The organism is Nocardia sp. NPDC003999 (genome assembly GCF_053604885.1).
This window is the reverse complement of sequence record NZ_JBSGIB010000007.1, coordinates 12,030-32,829: the sequence shown is the minus strand read 5'-3', so window position 1 is coordinate 32,829 and position 20,800 is coordinate 12,030. Positions and strand designations below refer to the sequence as shown.

The following is a 20,800-nucleotide window of genomic DNA, read 5'->3' as shown; positions in this document are numbered from 1 at the left end:
CACGGTCGCGCACCGATGCGCGGGATCGTCTCCGCGGTCGCGCTGTCCGACGAGGACACGCCCGCACCGGTGGCCGCGGAACGTCTGGTGGTGGGCGCGCTGCATCTCGTGCAGGCCGCGGCGCTGGCCGGAGAACCGGCGGTGTGGCTGCTCACCCGTCACGGTCAGCGAGTCGAGCCTTCCGATCGGGTGGCGCCGCAGCAGTCGGCGCTGTGGGGATTCGCCCGCAGCGCGCAGCTCGAACACCGCGAAATGGGCTGTCATGTAATCGATCTCGATAAGGACGCCGACGTTCGCTCCGTGGTCGACATGTTCTTGACACCCTCGTCGCCGCGGCAGCTCGCGCTGCGTCAGGGGCGTCGTCGGGTGCCTCGGCTCGTGCCGTTGACAGTGCCCAGCGCGCCGACGGTCGCCTCCGGCGCGGGTGGGACGGTGCTGATCACCGGTGGCCTGGGTGGGGTCGGTCTGCGGCTGGCTCGCTGGTTCGTCGATCGCGGTTGGCCGGACCTGGTTCTCGCCGGGAGGTCCGCGCCCGATGCTCGAGCGGAGTCCGCCATCGCCGAATTGCGGGGGCGTGGCGCTCGGATCGAGGTGCGGTCGCTCGACGTCGCCGACCGTACGGCCGTGGCGGCCACGCTGACGTGGATCGACCGTGAGCTGCCGCCGCTGGCGGGCGTGGTGCACCTGGCCGGGGTGCTCGACGACGGCGTGATCGCCGAGCAGACGGCCGCACGGGTCGGGCGGGTGCTCGCGCCGAAGACGTTCGGGGCATGGCATCTGCACGAGCTGACCGAGAGCCGGTCCTTGCGATTCTTCTTGCTGTTCTCCTCGGCCGCGGCAGTGGTCGGACTGCCCGGTCAGGCCGGCTACGCCGCCGCGAACGCCTTCCTCGACGGCGTGGCCGAGTCGCGCGACGCGTCTAGCACGCCCGCGCTGTCGATCGCGTGGGGCCCGTGGGCGGACACGGGAATGGTCGAGCGGCTCAGCAGCGGCGCGGTGCAACGGCTGGCCCGCCGTGGTTACGGCCTGCTGCGGCCCGACCGGGCTTTCGACACGCTCGCCGAACTGATCGGTTCCGCGGCTCCGGCGGTCACCACTATGCCGTTGACGATGTCGGGTATGACCGCCGCCGACGTGCCGGACGTGCTGCTGGACTTCGTCGCGCCGATCGAAAATGCGTCCACGCCGACAGATTCGGCCGCCGACCTGTCCGCGCGGACGGAGGCGCTGGTGCGCCGCTGCCTCGGGTTGGCGCCCGGCGATGATCTCGATCGGCCGCTGCACGAACTCGGGCTGGACTCGGTCGCGGCGCTCGAGATCCGCGACGAACTGTCGCGCTCCAGCGGTCACCGCCTGCCCGCCACCCTCGCTTTCGAGTACCCCACCCCGCGCGCGGTGGTCGGCCTGCTGGTGCGGCTGACCTCCGCGCAAGCGCCGTCCGCGCCGCCGCCGATCGACAGCAATGGCGATTCCTCCGATCGGACGGCGGCGCGGACGCCCGCTCCCCGGCTGAACGTGGAAATGGCCGTGGGCGGCACCGTGCCGATGTCGAACGGCGTCGCGACCGTGCCGCCGCGGGCAACGGATACCGCCCCACGCACTCACCAGACCGGCACAAACGACGCGGCCGCTGCCGACCGCTCGGCTTCGCGCGACCGGCGGCCCGTGACCGCGCACGCATCGGCAGACCCGTTCGGGTCGTCCGCGCCCAGCGTCGGTCGGCAGGAGGTTCGACATGCGTCGGCCGAGTCGTTCGCATCGCGCGAGACACCGACCGCGGCCGCCATCTCGAACACCGATCGCCACATCGACGCGGTGGGGGACATCGCGATCGTGGGCGTGAGCGGACGCTACCCGGGCGCGGACGGGCTCGACGAGTATTGGCGGGTGCTGGTCGAGGGACGCGACTGCGTCACCGAGATCCCGCGGCAGCGGTGGGATCACAGCCGCTATTTCGTCCCCGACCGCCACAACCCTTTCACCGCGTACACCAAGTGGGGCGGGTTCCTCGACGACGTCGACTGCTTCGATCCGCTGTTCTTCGCCATCTCCCCGCGCGAGGCGGAGATCCTGGACCCGCAAGAGCGGCTGTTCCTGCAAACCGCCTGGGCCGCATTGGAAGACGCCGGACACTCCCGGGCCGACCTGGCCCGTGGCGGCCTGCGTCCGGAGCAGGCCGGTGTGTTCGTCGGTGTCATGTGGGGCACCTATCAGATGTTCGGGGCCGAGGAGTCCCGGCTCGGGCGCGGCACGCTGCCCGGGTCGACGTTCTGGAGCATCCCGAACCGTGTCTCGCACGCCCTGGACTTCCAAGGGCCGAGCATGGCGGTGGACACGGCGTGCTCGTCCTCGCTCACCGCACTGCACCTGGCCTGCCAGAGCATCCGGACCGGCGAATGCAGGCTGGCGCTGGTCGGCGGCGTCAATCTGTCACTGCACCCGTACAAATTCGTCGCGCTCAGCCAGGGGCAGTTCGCCTCCACCGACGGCCGCTGCCGTTCCTTCGGCGCAGGGGGCGACGGGTATGTGGCCAGTGAGGGTGTGGGGGCGCTGGTGCTGCGGCCGCTGGCCGACGCCGAAGCCGACGGCGACACCATCTACGGCGTCATCAAGGGCACCGCGATCAACCACGGCGGCCGGGTCAACGGGTTCACGGTGCCCAATCCCGACGTGCAGGCGGCGGTGATCCGCTCGGCGCTGCGCACCGGTGGCGTGGACCCGGCGTCGGTCTCCTACGTCGAAGCGCACGGCACCGGCACCGCGCTGGGCGACCCCATCGAAATCGCCGGTCTGGCAAAGGTGTTCGGCACGTCCGGCGTGACCGAGCTGCCGATCGGTTCGGTGAAGTCCAATGTCGGCCACCTCGAGGCCGCGGCCGGTGTCGCGGCGCTGACGAAGGTGCTCCTACAGTTGCGCCACCGGACCATCGTGCCGTCGCTGCACGCCACGCCGCCCAACCCGAACATCGACTTCGCGGCCACACCGTTCCGAATCCCGTCCCGCCCGCTGCCATGGCCCGGCGGAGATCCGGCGCGGCCGCGCCGGGCGACGGTGAGTTCGTTCGGGGCAGGCGGGGCCAACGCGAACGTGGTGATCGAGGAGTACGTGGATCGCAGGCCGCAGACGCGGTTCAGCGGCGGTCAGGTCGTCCCGGTCTCCGCGCGCGACGGCGAGCGGCTCACGGAGTACGTCACCGCGCTGGATCGTTTCCTCTCCGGGCAGCAGCCGAACCTCGCCGATCTCGCCTTCACCATGCAGGTGGGTCGGCAGGCGGGCAGCGCGCGCGCCGCGTTCGTCGCGCGCGACATCGGCCAGTTGCGCGCCGCGGTCCGCGCCTGGGTCGAGGACGTGCCGGGCGCTAGATCCTGCCGGGACGCGGCGGAAGATTCCCGGATCGCGCGTTGGCTCGGCGGTAAGGACCTCGATTGGGCCACCGTCCGTGATCCGGGACCGCGACGCCGGATTCCCGCGCCCACGTACCCGTTCGCCCGAGAGCGGTACTGGATTCCGGACGTCGCGTCCAGCGTGGAACCGGGTGCCGGGCACAGTGACCAGTCCACATTCACGCCGGACAACACCTCGCTGCCGCAGCCCACGCCGACTTCGGAACCTGTTCCGGTCGCGCAACCCGCGCTGAATGGGCAGGCCACGCTCCAAGCGGGAGCACCGCAACCCGTATCAGCGCAATGGCTCGCACTCGAGCCGTTGTCGGAGCTTTCGACGGGCGGATTCGAGACGGAGGCCGGGATGCGGGAGTCCGCGCCGACCCGCCGGGCAGCAGCGCAACGGTTGCTGGTCCCGGTCTGGCGAGAAGCCGCGCTGCCCGGCGGTGACCTGCGTTCCCGCCGCGCCCTGCTGGTATACGACGCGCGAACCCCGCACCACCTGCTGGAGGCGCTGACCGCCGCTACCGGTGATCCGGGCCGCCTGGTGCGGCTCTCCGAACTACCGGGCGACCTGCACCGCGACGACTTCGACGCGGGCGCTGCGCTCGGCCGGGCGCTCGCGGCCCGTTATCCCGACACCGACTGCGTCCTCGATGTGGGCGATCTCGTCCCCGCGGCGACCGGACGACCCACCGGCGACCTCGGCCGAATGGGGTTCTACCAAGGCGTGATCGAGGCGCGCGCCGGTTCGCTCGCGCTGCTGCACATCGCCGCCGGACACCCCGGCGCGGACGGCCCGGAGTCCGCGCCGCTGGGCGGCCTGGTCGCCGCGCTCGCCGAGGAGATCCGCGACGTGCGCACACGGAGCGTCCATATAGGTGACGAGCGCGACGCGGTGTGCGCCGATCCCGCGCGATTGCTGGCGATACTGGGCGCGGAGAGCGCGGCCACCGAGGACAGCGCGCCGCGGGTGCGGTATCGCGGTGGAATACGCGAAGCCGTCGAACTCACCGACGCGACAGCCCGCGACGGTCTGGTGGTGGATCCCGCCCGCACCTATGTGGTGACCGGCGGCACGCGCGGACTGGGTGCGGCGTTCGCGGCGGCGTTGGCCGAACGCGGAGCGCGCCGCTTGGCCGTCCTCGGCCGGGAACCGCTACCGCCGCAGACGGAATGGGACCGGGTCGCTGCCGGAACCGGCCCCGAGGCGGAGAAGGTTCGGCGGCTGGTGCAGTTGCGTGACCGCGGCGTCGCCGTGCGCACCTACTTCGGCAGCCTCACCGACGAGGCGGGCTTGTCCGGCTTCTTCGACCGAGTGCGCAACGAGCTGGGCCCGATCGGCGGCGTGCTGCACTGCGCGGGAAGCGTATCCGCGGAGAGCCCGGCGTTCGTGCGCAAGACCGGCGACGCCGTCGCGACCGTGCTCGCGCCCAAATTGGGGGGCACCGCGGTCCTCGCCGACGTCCTGGCCGCCGACCGTCCCGACTTCTTCGTCTTGTTCTCCTCGGTGTCGGCCGTGCTGCCCGGCTTGTCGGTAGGCCTGTCGGACTACGCGATGGCCAACGCGCACCTCGACCGCTTCGCCGAGGCCCAGCACGCCCTGGGACGACACTGGTTCCGGTCGATCAATTGGCCGTCGTTCCGTGACACCGGGTTCGGCGAGGTGACCAGCGCGGCCTACCGCGCCACCGGCCTGCCCACCCTCAGCGCCGAGGAAGGATTCGAGCTACTCGACGCGGCACTGGGTCTACCCGCCCCGGTAGTCTTGCCCTATCACGGTGCGGCACTTCATCTTTCGACACGGACGAATCGACCTGCAGCAGAGGTGGCGCCCGTGCCGACTGCGCGGCCCACGGCGGCGAACGGCTCCGCGGCGGCGTATCAGGAATTGCTGCGCATCTTCTCCGACGAACTGAAATTGGCCCCCGCCCGCTTCGAGGGCGACAAACGGTTCGAGGAGTACGGCGCGGATTCGGTGTTGATCGCCTCGGCGGTGCGCCGGATCGAGCAGGTCGTCGACGCGCCCTTCGACCCGGCGCTGGTACTGGAGTTCCCGACCCTGGACGACTTGGCGGGTCTGTTGACCGAGCAGTTCCCGGAACGTTTCGCGCCCGAAGCGCCGCCGGATCCACCGGCCGATCCGCAGCGGCCACCGGCTGATCATCAACGCACACTCGACAGCGGGACATACCGTCCCAGTGCGGCCACCTGGGCGGCCGACGCCCGCAGTGGCCGGGCAGCCGAGCCCATCGCCGTGGTCGGCATCGGTTGCCGCCTTCCGGGCGGCGACACTCCGGACGCGTTCTGGCGCCTGCTCGCCACGGGCGCCTCCGGCATCCGGGAGGTGGACCCGGCTCGCTGGGATCCCGCCCGGTTCTACCGCCCGGGCGGCGGGCCCGGTCTGACCAACAGCAAATGGGGCGGGTTCGTCGACGGTGTCGATCTGTTCGATCCGCGGTATTTCGGGGTCACCGACGAGCTCGCTTGGCAGATGGACCCGTTGCAGCGGCTGCTGCTCGAGACGTCGGTGCTGGCCACCACCGACGCCGGATACCGGCGCGAAGAGTTGGCGGGCAAGAGAGTCGGCGTCTACGCCGGCAGCAGGGCGGCGAATTACTTCAACCGCATCCCGGTCGCCGACCGGCACACCATCATCGGCATCGGGCAGAACTTCATCGCAGCGCGCATCTCGGACTTCTTCGACTGGCACGCGGGCAATGTCGTGCTCGACAGCGCGTGCTCGTCGTCGTTGCTGTCGGTGCATCTGGCCTGCCAGGCGTTGCGAGCGGGCGAGGTCGACGCGGCGCTGGCCGGTGGGGTCGAAGTGCTGCTCGACGAGATGCTGTTCGTCACGTTGTCGGCGGCGGGTGTGCTCTCGCCGAACGGGCGGTGCGCGACGTTCTCCGAGGACGCCGACGGTTTCGTGCCGGGCGAGGGCGCGGCGCTGCTGATGCTCAAGCGGCTGGACGACGCGCTCGCCGACGGCGATCGGGTCTACGCGGTGCTGCGCGGCTCGGCGATCGGCAACGACGGGCACACGATGGGCATCACCACACCCAACATGCGGGCACAGATCGAGGTGGTCACCGCGGCGCTCGAAGTGGCGGGCATGTCCCCGGACGCGCTGTCGTATCTGGAGGCGCACGGCACCGGCACCATGATCGGCGACCCCATCGAACTGAAGGGGTTGGCGACCGTGCTGGGCGACCGGTCGCGCGGCCCGGAGCCGTGCGCGGTCGGCAGCGTGAAAACCAATATCGGGCACCTGCTGTCCGCGGCGGGCATCGCCGGGGCGGTCAAGACGATCCTGGCCGTGCACCACGCGGCGCTGCCGCCGTCGCTGCACTGCGACAACCTCAATCCGCGATTCCAGTTCGCCGGATCGCCGCTGCAGGTCAACCGAGAACTGCGCCCGTGGCGGCCGGCCGACGGCAGGCCCCGCGCGGCGGGCGTCAGCTCGTTCGGCTTCGGCGGCACCAATGCCCACCTCATCGTCGAGCAGGCGCCCGATGGGCACCGTCCGACACGCCACCCCCTGGATCCACCCGCCTTCCGCAAGAGGAGCTTCATGCTGCCGAAAACGGTTCCCAGCACATCGACGGAGCCCGCGCCGCGGATCGTGGTGCCGATCAGCGCGCCCGCACCGTCGTTCCTCCAGGTGGAGCCGCTGCGATGAGCGGGATCGAATTGGACAGCTTCGCCACCACCCTGCGCGCCGAGGACCCGGTGGTGCGCGACCATCGCGTGCACGGTGTACGGATCCTGCCGGGCGTGGTGTATCTCGACATGATCCTGCGCGCGGCGATGGCGGCGGGGTACCGGCCCGGCGAGCTGACGATCCGAGAGGCGTTGTTCCAGCGTCCGGTCGCCCTCGCCGACGACGGCGCGGTGCGCATCGCGTTCCGCGTGGATCGTCCGACCGGCCGGATCGCCATCGACGTCCAGAGCCTGGACGCGAAAGGCGTGCCGGTCGGCGCGATCGAGCCTGTCGCGGAATGCGTTGTGGTGCGGTCTGCTTCCTCCGATCAGCCGCCGGGGATCGATGCGGCCGAGTTGCGGGCGGCGTCCCGTGCGCGTGGCATGGCGGAGCTGTACGCCCAGACCGGCGGCCGCGGTATCGATCATCGCGAATTCATGCGCGCCACTGGGTATTTCGCTCGGCGCGACGATGTGGTCACCGCGACGCTCGGTCTCGGCGCGGAGGCCGCGGCGCATCTGCCCGGCTTCCTGCTGCATCCCACGTTCCTGGACGCCTCCACGATCGTGCCGTTCATCGATCCGCAGCGGCTCGGCGTGGACGACGACAGCGCGTTCATCCCCATCTTCTTCGGCGACGTCCGCGCCTGGCGCCCGACGCCCGAGGAGGTGCTCGTGCGAGCGGCGGTCCGCGGCGGCGGGCACGGCGGGGACCTGCTCGAAGCCGATGTGGCGCTCTACGACCGGGACGGAGCCCCGGTGGCGCGGTATCGACTGACGTCCAAGCGCGTGCGTGGCAGCGCGGATATCCAGCGGTTGCTGACGCGGCCGCAGGCAGCACCCACGGGACAAGCCACGCCGCGACCGACGACTGTGCCGGTGGCCTCAGGTGATCCGCGTGCGGTGATCACCGCCGATCTGGCCGCTCTCGTGGCCGGTGAACTCGGCGCCGACGCCGCGGGGATCGCCACCGACGTCGGGTTCTACGAGCTCGGATTGGATTCCGGTCGTCTGCTGCGGCTGACCGCCGAGTTGGAGGCGAGGGTCGGCGAGCCGCTGTATCCGACGCTGCTGTTCGAGTACCAGACCATCGACGCGCTCGCCGGACATCTCGCCGACATCGTCGGCGCGAACTACCGCCCCGCCACGTCGACCCCGGACACCGTGCCCGCCGAATCCACCGTGATCGCCGAGGTGGCAGCCCCGCCGACAGTGGACCAGGTCGCGTCGCCGGAATCCGTAGTGGCAGACGACCTCGTCGTTTTCGGGTTCGACTGGGAGCCCGACACCACCGCGCATACGCGTCGGGAACCCACCAGCCTGCTCGTCTTCGATACCGCCGAGCACCCTTACCCGCACGGCGCGGCCGCGACTGTCATCCGGGTCCGTCCCGGTGGCGAGTTCGTCTCCGGTACAGACGCTTTCGTCGTCCACCCGGCGGACGCACGGCACATGGAGTCGCTGGTCGACCAGCTGACGGCCCGGCGGCTGCGCTTCGACGCCGCGGTGTACCTGTGGCCCGAAACGACGACAGACAGTGACCCGCAGGCGCTGATCGAACGGGTGTACCTGCCGCTGCGCGATCTGCTGCGCGCGGTCGCGGGAGTGTCCGAACCGCCGGTGCGCCTGGTGCTGGCTCTCACACCGGCGACACCCGCGGGTGAATCGAGTTGCGCCCTCCTGGGCGGTGCGGCCCGCACACTGCGGCTCGAGCAGCCGCAACCGTTGCTGCGGGCCATCCAACGCGACCCCGCCCGTCCGATCGACGACATCGTGGCCACCGAGCTGGGCGTCGACGAACGCGACCCCGCCACCGAGATCCGCTACCACGGCGCAGAACGCCGGATCCGCCGGACCCGCCCGCTCACCGATGCCACGCCGAGTTCCGGCGACGCGGTGCTGCGCACGGGGTCGGTGGTCGTCGTCACCGGTGGATTCGGCGGGATCGCCCGTCACCTGGCCCGCCGCCTCGCCGCCGAGTACAGCGCACGGCTGGTGCTGGTATCGCGCCGTCCGCTCGACGCGTCGGCCGCGGGACTGCTGGCCGAGCTCGGCGAACTCGGCGCGGAAGCCGTACACGTGCGCGCCGACGTGTCGGTCGCGGCCGACGCCGAACGCGTCGCCACGATCGCCCACGCCACCTTCGGGCCGGTCGACGTGCTCTACCACGGTGCGGGTCAGTTGCGCGACGGACTGCTGTCCGGCAGCAGCCGCGACGACGCGAGAACCGTTCTCGCACCGAAGGTCTACGGCGTCGAGCACTTGACGCGGGCGCTGCCGGAGACCCGCCTGACCGTGTTGTTCTCCTCGGTCTCCGCGGTGCTGGGCAACCCGGGGCAAGCCGATTACGCGGCGGCCAACCGCTATCTCGACGTCTTCGCCGAACAGCGCGACCGAGCCGGAAGCAGGACGATCAGCATCGGCTGGCCGCTGTGGGCCGAAGGCGGTATGCGTCCGCCCGCCGAGCAGATAGCCGCGCTGCGGCGCGCCGGTGTGGGACTGCTGCCCACCGCGACCGGACTGGACCTGCTGTTGTCCTGCGCGACGCTCCACCGCGCACAACTGGCCGCGGTATGGGGCCACAGCGACATCCTGCGAGCACGACTACAACCGGCGACCGCACCGTCCGACGCGCCATCCGCGCCGGGCGATGCGCATCACGCGACCGTGCCGGTCGACGAGCATCGCAAGTCCGTCGAGGAGCCCATCGCGATCGTCGGAATCAGCGGCCGCTACCCCGACGCGGAAAACATCGAGGAGTTCTGGCGCAATCTGCGCGACGGACACGACGCGGTCGGCCCGGTCCCCGCCGAACGCTGGTGGCTCACCTCCGTCCGAGGCACGCCCGGCGCGCCACCGATGACCGGCGGATTCCTGCGTGACGTGGGTGGTTTCGACCCCCAGTTCTTCCGCATCCCGCCGGTTCAGGCGCCGCTGCTTGACCCGCAGGAGCGATTGTTCCTGCAGCAGGCGTACGCGGCGCTCGAGCACGCCGGCTACCACCACACCGACCCGGCCGTGCGCGACCGCCGGGTGGGTGTGTTCGTAGGCGCCACCTGGAGCGACTACCGGCTGCTCGGAGTGGCGGCCAGCCGCGACGGCGATCCGGTCGCGGTGGCCTCGATCCCGTCGTCGATCGCGAACCGCACCTCCTACACCCTCGGTCTGCGTGGACCGAGCCTCACCGTGGACACCGCGTGTTCGGCGTCGCTGACCGCACTGCATCTGGCGCGGCGCAGCCTGCTCGACGGCGAATGCGACGCGGCGCTCGTCGGCGGGGTGAACCTGTTGCTGCACGAGGACAAATTCCTGCTGCTGCACAGCCTGGGCATGATGTCCGAGAGTGGCCGGTGCAGGCCCTTCGCCGCGAGCGCCGACGGCTACGTGCCCGGCGAAGGCGTCGGGGCGCTGTATCTGAAGCCGCTGTCGGCCGCCCGCGCCGACGGCGACACCATCCACGGCCTGATCCTCGGCAGCGCGGTGAATCACGGCGGGCAGACCTCCGGGTACAGCGTGCCGCATCCAGGGGCGCAAGCCGACGTGATCGGCGAGGCCCTGCGCGCCGCCGGGGTCGACGCCGCCGCGATCGACTACCTCGAGGCGCACGGAACCGGGACACCGCTCGGCGATCCGATCGAAATAGCCGGGCTTGCCGCCGCTTTCGGCAGGAACGACGGCGGCCGCTCCCGCGCACTCGGGTCGACGAAGTCGAACATCGGGCACCTGGAAGCGGCTGCGGGCGTCGCGGGTCTCACCCGCGTGCTGTTGCAGCTGCGTCACGGCCGGATCGCGCCGACATTGCATGCCGCACAGGTCAATCCGGCCATCGCGTTCAACTCGGTGCCGTTCCGCTTACCGCGTGAACTGGAGGATTGGCCGCGCCGCACCGTCGACGGCGTCGCGGTGGCGCGGCACGCGGGTATCAGCGCCTTCGGGGCGGGCGGCGCCAACGCTCACGTGGTGCTCGCGGAGTTCATCGACGACCGAGTGCGTCCGGGCGCCACCGGTGAACCCGAGATCTTCGTGCTGTCCGCGCGCACTCCGGAGCGGCTGCGCCGCTATGCCGAAATCATGGCACGGCACTTCCGCACCCTCGACCCCGCGGATTTCCTCGACGCGGTGCGCACCTTGCAAGTGGGCAGGCCCGCACTGGCCCACCGGCTCGCGGTGGTCGCGTCCTCGCCGCTCGAGGTGGCCGACGCGCTCGATCAGTTCGGCGCCGACCAGCTCGGCCCCGTGGTCACCGGCAGCGTCGACGCACACACCCGGCCACCGCTGCACGCGCCCGCGGCGGACGACCGAGAGCTGGCCAGGCAGTGGGTCGCGGGTGCCGACGTCGACTGGCGTGGACGCGGCGGGCCGCGCCAGCGAATCCCGCTGCCCGGCTATCCGTTCGAGCGCACCGACTACTGGATCATCGCACCGCCGCGTGCGGGGTTCGATGCCGCGGTGGAGCGGTTCGACGCGTCCATCCAGCCCGCGGGCACAGTGGAGCCCGGTAAGGCCGAACTCGGCCGCTACGCGGCGATGCTGCTGTTCGCCACCTTCGCCGGAATGGGGCTCACGCCGGGGGAGTGGACCACGCGGTCGCTGGACGCGCGCCTTGGTGTGCGGCCCGAATTCGACCGGCTACGCACCAGCTGCCTGGATATCCTGCGGCGACATGGGCTGGTGCGATGGCACGACGACCGGATCGAAGTGCCTGGTCCGCCACCCGGTACCGGCGGGATGCGCGCCGACCTGCTCGCGCGCTTCCCGGAGACCGAACCATACGTGGCCTTGCTCGATGCCTGCCTGGCCGCCTATCCGCGCGTACTGCGCGGCGAGATGTCCGCGACCGAGGTGCTGTTCCCCGGCGGGGACCTCGAACTGGTCGGCGCGATCTATCGCGGCAACGCCGCCTACGACTTCACCAACGGATTGCTCGCCGGATTGGTGTCGGACGTGGCGCAGCGGCATGGCGAGACCCGGCCGGTGCGGATCGTGGAAGTCGGCGCGGGCACCGGCGGTTCCACGCACGCGGTGCTCGACGCGCTCACCGAACGCGGGATCGCGTTCGACTATCACTACACCGACGTATCGCACAGTTTCGTCGCGCACGGCCGACGCACCTTCGGTACGCGGTCGAACGTGCGGTTCGGCGTGCTGGACATCGAGACGGATCCGATCGCGCAAGGCTTCCCCGCACACCAGGCCGATCTGGTGATCTGCGCCAACGTCCTGCACGCGACGCGGTCGATCGACGCGACGTTGCGCAACGTCCGGCGGCTGCTCGCGCCCGGTGGCGTGCTCGCCTGTACCGAAGCGACCGCCGACCTCGAGGTTCTCGCGCTGACGTTCGGCCTGCTGGAGGGCTGGCACGCGTATCGCGATCCCGAGGCGCGTCTCCCGTATTCGCCGTTGCTGTCCGAATCGCAGTGGCGGGACGCCATGAGTGCGGCGGGTTTCTCTGAAATCCGCGCCTGGGGTCCCGGCCTGTCGGAGGACCCGGAGCCGAGTTTCCGGTTGCTGGCCGCGGTCAGCGCCACCACGCTGCCCGCTGTCGCCTTACCCCCGGCCGATGTGCAGCCCGCCACCGCGCGAGTCGGCCTCGCCGATACCGAGAACCCGCCCGCCGGTGCGCGGCCGGACGCGGAACCGGCCACCGTGAGTGGTGCGGCCGCCCTGGAAGCCGAACTCGTCGCCCTCGTCGCCGAGGGCCTCGGTGTCGGGCGCGGCGAGGTGCGCGCGGAGCTGCCGCTGTCGGACTACGGCGTCGATTCCATTCTCGCGGTGAAGATCATCGATCGAGTCAACGCCCGCTACGACTTGGCGCTGCGACCCACGGTGGTGTTCGACCATCCGTCGGTGCGGCTGCTCAGCAGGCACATGGCCGAACAAGGCGCTTCCGCTCCTCGAACCGCCACCGCGCCGCCCGCACGGCCCAGCGAAAGGTCAACATCGATGGACATCGCCATCATCGGCATGTCCGGGCAGTTCCCGGGCGCGGCGAACCTCGAGGAGTTCTGGCGCGATCTCGCCACAGGGCGGGACGCGGTGACCGAGATCCCCGCCGGACGCTGGCCGATCGCTGAGCATTTCCGTCCCGGCCTGGCGACGCCGGGCAAGACCTACTCCAAGTGGGGCGGCTTCCTCGACGGCGTCGAGGAGTTCGATCCGGCGTTCTTCGACATAGTGCCTGCCGAAGCCGATTACATGGACCCGCAGCAGCGGCTGTTCCTGGAACACAGCTGGCTGGCCCTGGAAGACGCCGCCATCGACCCGAAGTCGTTGCGGCGCACCCGCTGCGGCGTTTTCGCCGGGTCACCCGGATCGGACTACGCCACCCTGCTGCGCAACCGCGGAACGGTCGGCTCCCATCACGTGTTCACCGGTAACAGCCCGGCCATCCTGCCTGCCCGCGTGGCCTATCACCTGGATCTCACCGGCCCATGTCTCGGTCTGGACACCGCTTGTTCCTCGGCGCTGGTCGCGTTGCACCAGGCATGCCGCAGTCTCACCGCAGGGGAGTCGGAGCTGGCGCTGGCCGGCGGTGTCGCGGTGTTCGTGACACCCGAATACCACCTGCTCGCCTCCTCGATGGGCATGCTCTCACCACGCGGGCGATGCGCGAGTTTCGATGCCGACGCCGACGGTTTCGTGATCGCGGAGGGTGTCGGCGTGGTGGTGCTCAAGCCGTTGGCCGCCGCCGAACGCGACGGCGACCCGATCCACGGGGTGATCCGCGGGATCGGCGTCAACCACGACGGCCGCACCAACGGCATCACCGCACCCAGCGTTCGTTCGCAGACCGAACTGGAACTGGCGGTGTATCGCGACGGCGGGATCGATCCGTCCACCATCGGTTACGTCGAAACGCACGGCACCGGAACGCGGTTGGGCGACCCGATCGAACTCGAGGCACTCACCGCGGCCTTCCGTCGCTACACCGACGCGGTCGGCGTCATCCCGGTGGGATCGGTGAAATCGAACATCGGGCACGCCTCGCACGCCGCGGGCATGGCGAGCCTGTTCAAGGTGCTGCTGGCCATGCGCGCCGGACAGGTGCCGCCGTCGCTGCACGTCGCTTCGGTGAATCCGCTGCTCGGATTGGAGCAGTCGCCGTTCTTCGTCAACACCGAACTGCGGGCCTGGGACGGCGCGCCACGCCGAGCCGCGATCAGTTCCTTCGGTTTCAGCGGCACCAACGCGCACCTGGTGGTCGACGGCGCACCGGCCGTAGCGACCGCACGGCGTGCGGGGCCCGGGGAACCGCAGGTGGTGGTGCTCTCCGCGCGCAGCGCTACGAGCCTGTCGCGGATGGCGCGGACGCTGCGCAGGCAGCTCACGGCGCATCCGAATCTGTCGCTCGCCGACGTCGCGCGCACGCTCGCGGTCGGGCGCAGCGAATTCGAGCATCGGCTCGCGGTGGTCGGGGATTCGGTGGATGCGGTCGTGGCCCGGCTTGCCGCCTTCGCCGACGGCGACCGGCCTGCCGGGGTCTACACCGGAACGACCGACACCCCCGCCGCGGACCGCGACACTGCCACCGTGCTGGACGACCCGGAGGCGGTGGCACGGCAATGGGTCGAGGGCGGGCACGTCTCACATGCGGGCTGGGCCGACCCGGCCGCGCGCCGTATCCATCTGCCCGGCTACGAGTTCGACCGGGAACGGTGCTGGGCACCGGACATGAGCGCCCCTTCGTCCGAGCACACGGCGCGCCCGTCGCACAGCTCCGTTGTCGGCGAAGCCCAGGACCTCGCCGCGACGCAGCGCACCGCAGCCCCATCGACCGGCGCGGCGCCCCGCGAGCTCAGCACCGCCGCAGCGGTGGCATCCGGCACGTCAACGGTCGAGACGGCACTCGATGGACCCGCGACATCCTCGCAAGCTGTCGGAGGCTCGTCGGTGCCCGCGACACAGACGGCCGCTGCGCTCCAGGACAACAGCGCGCTCCAGAACCCTGCCGACGATCGGGCTCGTGGACTTGCTGCGCCTGATCATGCCCAGCCCACACCGCCGGACCCCACGCAGCGACGGCAGTCCGCCGAGACCTACCTCAAAGGCCTGCTCGCCGAGTACTGCCGACTCGACCCGCAGCGGATCCGCACCCGAATCCCGCTGCAGGACTATGGCATCGACTCGGTGCTGATCAGCAAGATGAACGACCGGCTGGAAACCGACTTCGGACCGATGCCGAGCACGCTGATGTTCGAATACCAGACCGTTCGCGACCTCGCGGGCTACCTCGCCGACGAGCACGGGCCGCGTCTGGCCGCCATCACCGACGACACGACGACCGCAACCGCGGCATCCGGCGGCGCACCCGCGTCGGTGGGCTCGGTCGCCTCCGAGCCCACCGCTCCCGCCGAGCATTCCGCCGACGACGCGGACGACGCGGACGACGCCGAGGACATCGCCGTCATCGGCATGGCGGGCAAGTTCCCGATGGCGGGGGACATCGAGGAGTTCTGGGCCAACCTGGTCGCCGGTCGCGACTGCATCGTCGAGGTGCCGCCGCAACGCTGGGATCACCGCGAATACCTGTCCGACGATCCCGACGAACCGGGCACCACCTACGCGCGCTGGGGCGGATTCATCGACGACGTCGACAAGTTCGACGCTCGCTTCTTCGGCATCACCCCCAAAGACGCCGAGGAGATGGACCCGCAGCAACGGCTGTTCCTCGAAACCTCCTGGGCGGCTCTGGAAGACGCGGGTTACTCGCCCGATCGGGTACGCCGCAGCGCCGCCGCACGCGGCCTGCCGGATGCCGGCGTCTTCGCCGGGGTCGGATACGCCGAGTACCAGGCGTTCGTCGGCGTGCCGATCTCGGGGTATTTCGCGGTGGCGAATCGGGTGTCCTACCACTTCGGCTTCACCGGCCCGTCTCTCGCGGTCGACACGGCGTGCTCGGCGTCGCTGACCGCGCTGCATCTGGCCTGCGAGAGTCTGCGCCGCGGCGAAGCGGCCTACGCGCTGGCCGGTGGGGTGAACGTGTCCATCCATCCCGGCAAGTACTTGCTGCTCGGCTACGGCCGCTGGGCATCCACCGACGGCCGCTGCCGGACGTTCGGCGCGGGCGGCGACGGCTACGTGCCGGGCGAGGGTGTGGTCACGTTGGTCCTCAAACCGCTGCGGCACGCACGCGCCGACGGTGACCGCGTTTACGGCGTGATCCGGGGCAGCACCGTCAACCACGGCGGACGCACCAACGGGTTCACCGTCCCCAACCCAGTCGCCCAGGCCGACCTCATCGGCCGAGCCCTGACCGCGGCACGCGTCGACGCGGCCGACATCGGCTACGTGGAAGCCCACGGCACCGGTACCGCGCTGGGCGACCCGATCGAGATCGCCGCCCTCACCAAGGCCTATCGGCGCTCGACAGCGGAGCAGGGCTACTGCGGCATCGGCTCGGCGAAATCCAGTGTCGGACATCTGGAAGCGGCGGCGGGCGCGGCGGGCGTGGTCAAGGCGCTGCTCCAACTGCGCCACGACACCATCGCGCCCAACCTGCACAGCGATCCACCGAACCCGGGAATCGACTTCGCGGCGACACCGTTCCACGTCATCGATCGGCCCACACCCTGGCCGCGCCCCGTCGACGGCACACCACGCGTCACCGCCGTCAGCTCGTTCGGCGCGGGAGGCTCCAACGCCCACATGATCCTCACCGACGCCGAGCCCGTGGCGGCAACGCCGGAAGATGGGCGGCCGAGGATCGTGGTGTTGTCCGCCCGCGACGCCGACCGGCTCGCGGAGCTGGCCGCCCGCACCGCCGATCGGCTGCGCGATCACCCGCTCGCCCTGCCCGATGTGGCGTGGACGCTGGCCGTCGGCCGGACACCGTTCGAACATCGACTCGCGGTGGTCGCCACCTCGACGGCCGAACTCGTCGAACTACTCGACAGCACAGCCGATGCCGGCGCACCCGCACCGGCGGAGGGACTACTGGTCTTCCGCGGCGTGGCCCGCACCCACCGCGACCTCGACGAGCTGCCCGGCGAATCGGATGCCGACCGCGCCGAAGTGCGCGCCCTGCTGCGGTCGGGCAACCTGCCGCGAGTCGCGGAACTGTGGGCAGGCGGATGGACCGTGGACTGGGAACAGGGCTACGAGCAGCCGTTCGGCCGGATCGTGGGTCTGCCCGGTTATCCGTTCGCCCGGCGCAGTTACTGGATCGTGCCCGAGGACTACCGCAGACGAACACCGCACGTGGTCGCGAAGACGGTGGTCACGCAGGAGATCGAGCCACCGCAGTCGGAGCAGCGCAACGGGCACTCACCGAACGGCACAGCGCTTCAGGACGTTGCGGCACCGCCGGAACCGGTCGAAACGCCCACCGCCGAAGTCGCCGCACCGGCCGTCGCCGAGTCCTCCGGTGACGAATTCGACAGCGAGTTGTGCGACCGGCTCGCCGAGCACATCCGGGAGATCTTCGCCGATCTGACCAAGTCCGACCCGGCCGAGCTCGACCTCGACGCGGAATTCGCCGACTTCGGATTCGACTCGGTGGCCACCGTCCGGATGCTCAACCGGCTGATGAAGCACTACGACGTCAAGATCCCGGCGGAATCGACCGAGCTGCATCCGACGATCGCGTCGCTGTCGCACTATCTGGTGGCCGAAGGCATCATCTCCGGCACGGCACACGACGACGCTCCGCGCCCGACCGTGGCCGCCGCGGCCACAGCGGCCCAGCAGGACATCCCCGTGGTGACGACAGAGGTCCCGATCCCGGTGCGGTCGGTCTTCATCACCGGCGTGACCGGCGTGCTGGGCGGCAAGCTGCTGCACGATCTACTCACCCGCACCGACGTCCGCGTGACCTGCCTGGTGCGCGGCAAGACCGTGGCCGCGGCCGAGCGTCGGATCAAGCACTTCCTGAGCACCTACGACCCGGAGTCGACCCTCGACGAGGCGTTCGCGCAGCGCGTCACCGCGGTGCTCGGCGACGTCTCCAGCGAACGGCTCGGCCTGGACGAGGTCACCTGGCGGCGGCTGGCCGACGACGTGGACTTGACCATCCACGCCGCGGGCCGCACCACCTTGGTCACGTTCTACGACGCCCTGGCCCCGATCAACGTCGAAGGAACCCGTCGCGCGGTGGAATTCGCGTTGCGCTCGCGCGGCAAGTACCTGGTGTACGTGTCGAGTTTCAGCGCGCTGGGCGATCGGCTCAATTTCAACAACCCGCCGTTCACCGAGCGGGATCTCGAACTGGGTCAGGGCTACGACCATCTGCCCTACCAGCAGACCAAATACGAGTCGGAGAAGCTGATCCGGGAGGCGAGCGAACGCGGACTGCTGTGGGACATCGTTCGCCCCGGCAACATCATGGGCGACAGCCGGACCGGCCGGTACCCGTTCTCCGAGGTCAGCGTCAAAGGCGCGTACTACGACATCCTCAAGACGATGATCGAGACCGGCGAGACGATGCTGACGCCGGTGCACTGGGACATCAGTCCGGTCGACTACGTCAGCGCCGCGATCGTGCACATCGCCACGCGCCGCGCCACCTACCGGGAGACCTACCACCTGACCAATCCGGACATCCGGCGCTACTACGACGTGGTCCGCTACGTCCAGCGTGCCGGGTACGAGGTGGCGTTGGTGCCGCTGGAGGAATTCCACCGCAGGGCCACCGACCGGCAGATCTACCGGCTGGGCACCGACGAGGTGTACGACAGCCAGACCCTGGAGATGTTCAAGTACGGCATCGAACTGTTCGGCACCATCCACTACGAGGAGAGTTCCTACGCCGACTGCACCTACACCCGGCGGGTGCTCGGCGCGGCGGGCATCGACTGCCCGCCGACCGAGGACCTGGTGCGGGTGTACCTGGCGCACTGCGCCGAGGTGGGCTACATCCCCGCACCCCGCGGGGCCGAGCCGACCGCGGAGGTGCTGCGGTGAGCTGCACGATCGTCTTCCCGGGGCAGGGTGCGCAGCGCACCGGGATGGGAGCGGATTTCTGCGCCGAATTCCCGCTCGCGCAAGACACTTTCGCCGAAGCGAGCGCCGCGGTGGGCGAGGACCTGCTGCGGATCTGCGTCGAGCGGGATCCGCGACTGCATCGCACGGAGTACACCCAGCCGTGCGTGCTGACGATGGAGATCGCCGCCTACCGGGTGCTGGTGAGCGAATCCGGCTGGCAGCCCGTCGCTTTCGGCGGGCACAGTCTCGGCGAGTACGCCGCGCTGGTCGCGGCGGGCGTCTTCGAACTCGCCGACGGGGTACGGCTGGTGCGCACGCGCGGCGCGCTGATGCAGCGCGCGGTGCCGGAGGGCGCGGGCGCGATGGCCGCGCTGATCCTGCCGGGCATCGCCGACTCGGGGGTGGCCGATCTGGTGGCCGAGGCGGGCGTCGAGGTGGCCAACGACAATTCCACCGATCAGCTGGTCATCAGCGGTGAACGCGACGCTGTCGCGGCCGCCCGTGTCGTGCTCGGCGAGCGCTTCCCGGAACTGCGGTTCGTCCCGTTGCGGGTCAGCGCGCCGTTCCACTCCCGCTGGATGCGCGGCATCGAGGACGAGTTCGCGGGGCATCTGGCCGAATGCACACCGCGCATACGGGCTGAGCGCGCGGTCGCGGTGACCTCGAACTACACCGGGGAGTTCCATCGGCCCGAAACCCTCGCCGAGCATCTGGTCCGCCAGATCTCCGCCCCGGTGCGCTGGACGGCGAACATGCGAGCGTTGTTGCGCTCGGGCACACCCCGCTACGAGGTGGGCCCGTCGGCACCGCTGTCGAAGTTCTTCGCGACGCTGGATGCCCCGGTGACCCGGATCGCGACGGTAGCTGATGTACGTGCGCTGCCCCTATCGAAAGCCGCTCCGGCTGAGACGGTCTCGGCGATTTCCTCGGCAGCCGCACTGACAGCGGCTGCGCCGGTCACACCGAGAACGGCTATGCCGGTCGCACCGGAATCCGCTCCGGCTGCGATGACCTCTCCGACGGCGGTTGCGGCGCAACCAATTCGCGAGGCGCAAGGGCTGACCATCCATCGCAAGAGCGCCGCGACGCCGAGCCTGCGGTTGTTCTGCTGGCCCTTCGCCGGCGGCAAGGCGGCGGCCTACACGCCGTGGCGGCGCCAGCTGCCCGACTGGATCGAGCTGTGCGTTCTGGAACTGCCTGCCCGCCAACGGCATCTGGCGCAGACGCCGATCCGGCGATTCACCGATCTGGTCGAGACGGCGTTGACCGCGGTGCTGCCGCTGACCGATCTTCCGTTCGCGTTCTTCGGCCACAGCCTCGGCGCGCTGGCCGCCTACGAGGTCGCCCGCCGCCTGCCCGAGGGGATCGCGCCACGCGCGTTGTTCCTCGGTGGTGCGGTGGCCCCGCATCTCCCCAGGCCGGGTCGGTTGTCGGAGCTACCGGACCACGAGTTCGTCGCGGCGGTAGGCCATTACGGCGGCATCCCGCCGGAAGTGCGCGAGACCCCGGAGGTGATGGCGCTGTTCCTGCCCGCGTTGCGCAGCGACTTCGAGATCTTCGACGACTACCGATTCACACCCGCCGCCGCGCCGTCGTGCCCGGCCCACCTGTTCGGTGGTCGCGACGACCGCCAGGTCGCGGTCTCCCAGCTGGAGGCCTGGCGCGACGTCCTGCCTGGACTGCGCTCCACCGAGCTGCTGCCCGGCGGCCACTTCTTTCTCGTCGAGCAGCGGGCAGCGCTGCTCGACTCGCTCGCGGACAAGCTCGCCGCTGTCCGCCCCGACGCGGTATCCGCCTGA

At 70.5% G+C, this 20,800-nt stretch carries 3 protein-coding genes (1 of these 3 running past the window's edge); all 3 read left to right on the top strand.

The genetic code is table 11. The annotated features are described in order from the left end of the window. Tightly spaced (each overlapping or abutting the next), the 3 genes in view from ACWESM_RS16280 to ACWESM_RS16270 form a layout consistent with a single transcriptional unit that may run on beyond the window. Positions 1-7,062 carry the 3' portion of an SDR family NAD(P)-dependent oxidoreductase gene (locus tag ACWESM_RS16280; protein ID WP_452492364.1) on the top strand. It extends 14,664 nt beyond the left edge of the window, so only the last 7,062 of its 21,726 coding nucleotides appear in the window; its start codon lies beyond the left edge, outside the window; the stop codon is at positions 7,060-7,062. Beyond that, complete coding sequence (locus ACWESM_RS16275; protein ID WP_452492362.1) at positions 7,059-18,980, top strand: thioester reductase domain-containing protein; 11,922 nt, start codon at positions 7,059-7,061, stop codon at positions 18,978-18,980. The genes ACWESM_RS16280 and ACWESM_RS16275 overlap by 4 nt, the downstream gene beginning before the upstream one ends. Beyond that, entirely contained in the window at positions 18,977-20,800 is a 1,824-nt protein-coding gene (locus ACWESM_RS16270) for a thioesterase domain-containing protein (protein ID WP_452492361.1), read from the top strand. The genes ACWESM_RS16275 and ACWESM_RS16270 overlap by 4 nt, the downstream gene beginning before the upstream one ends.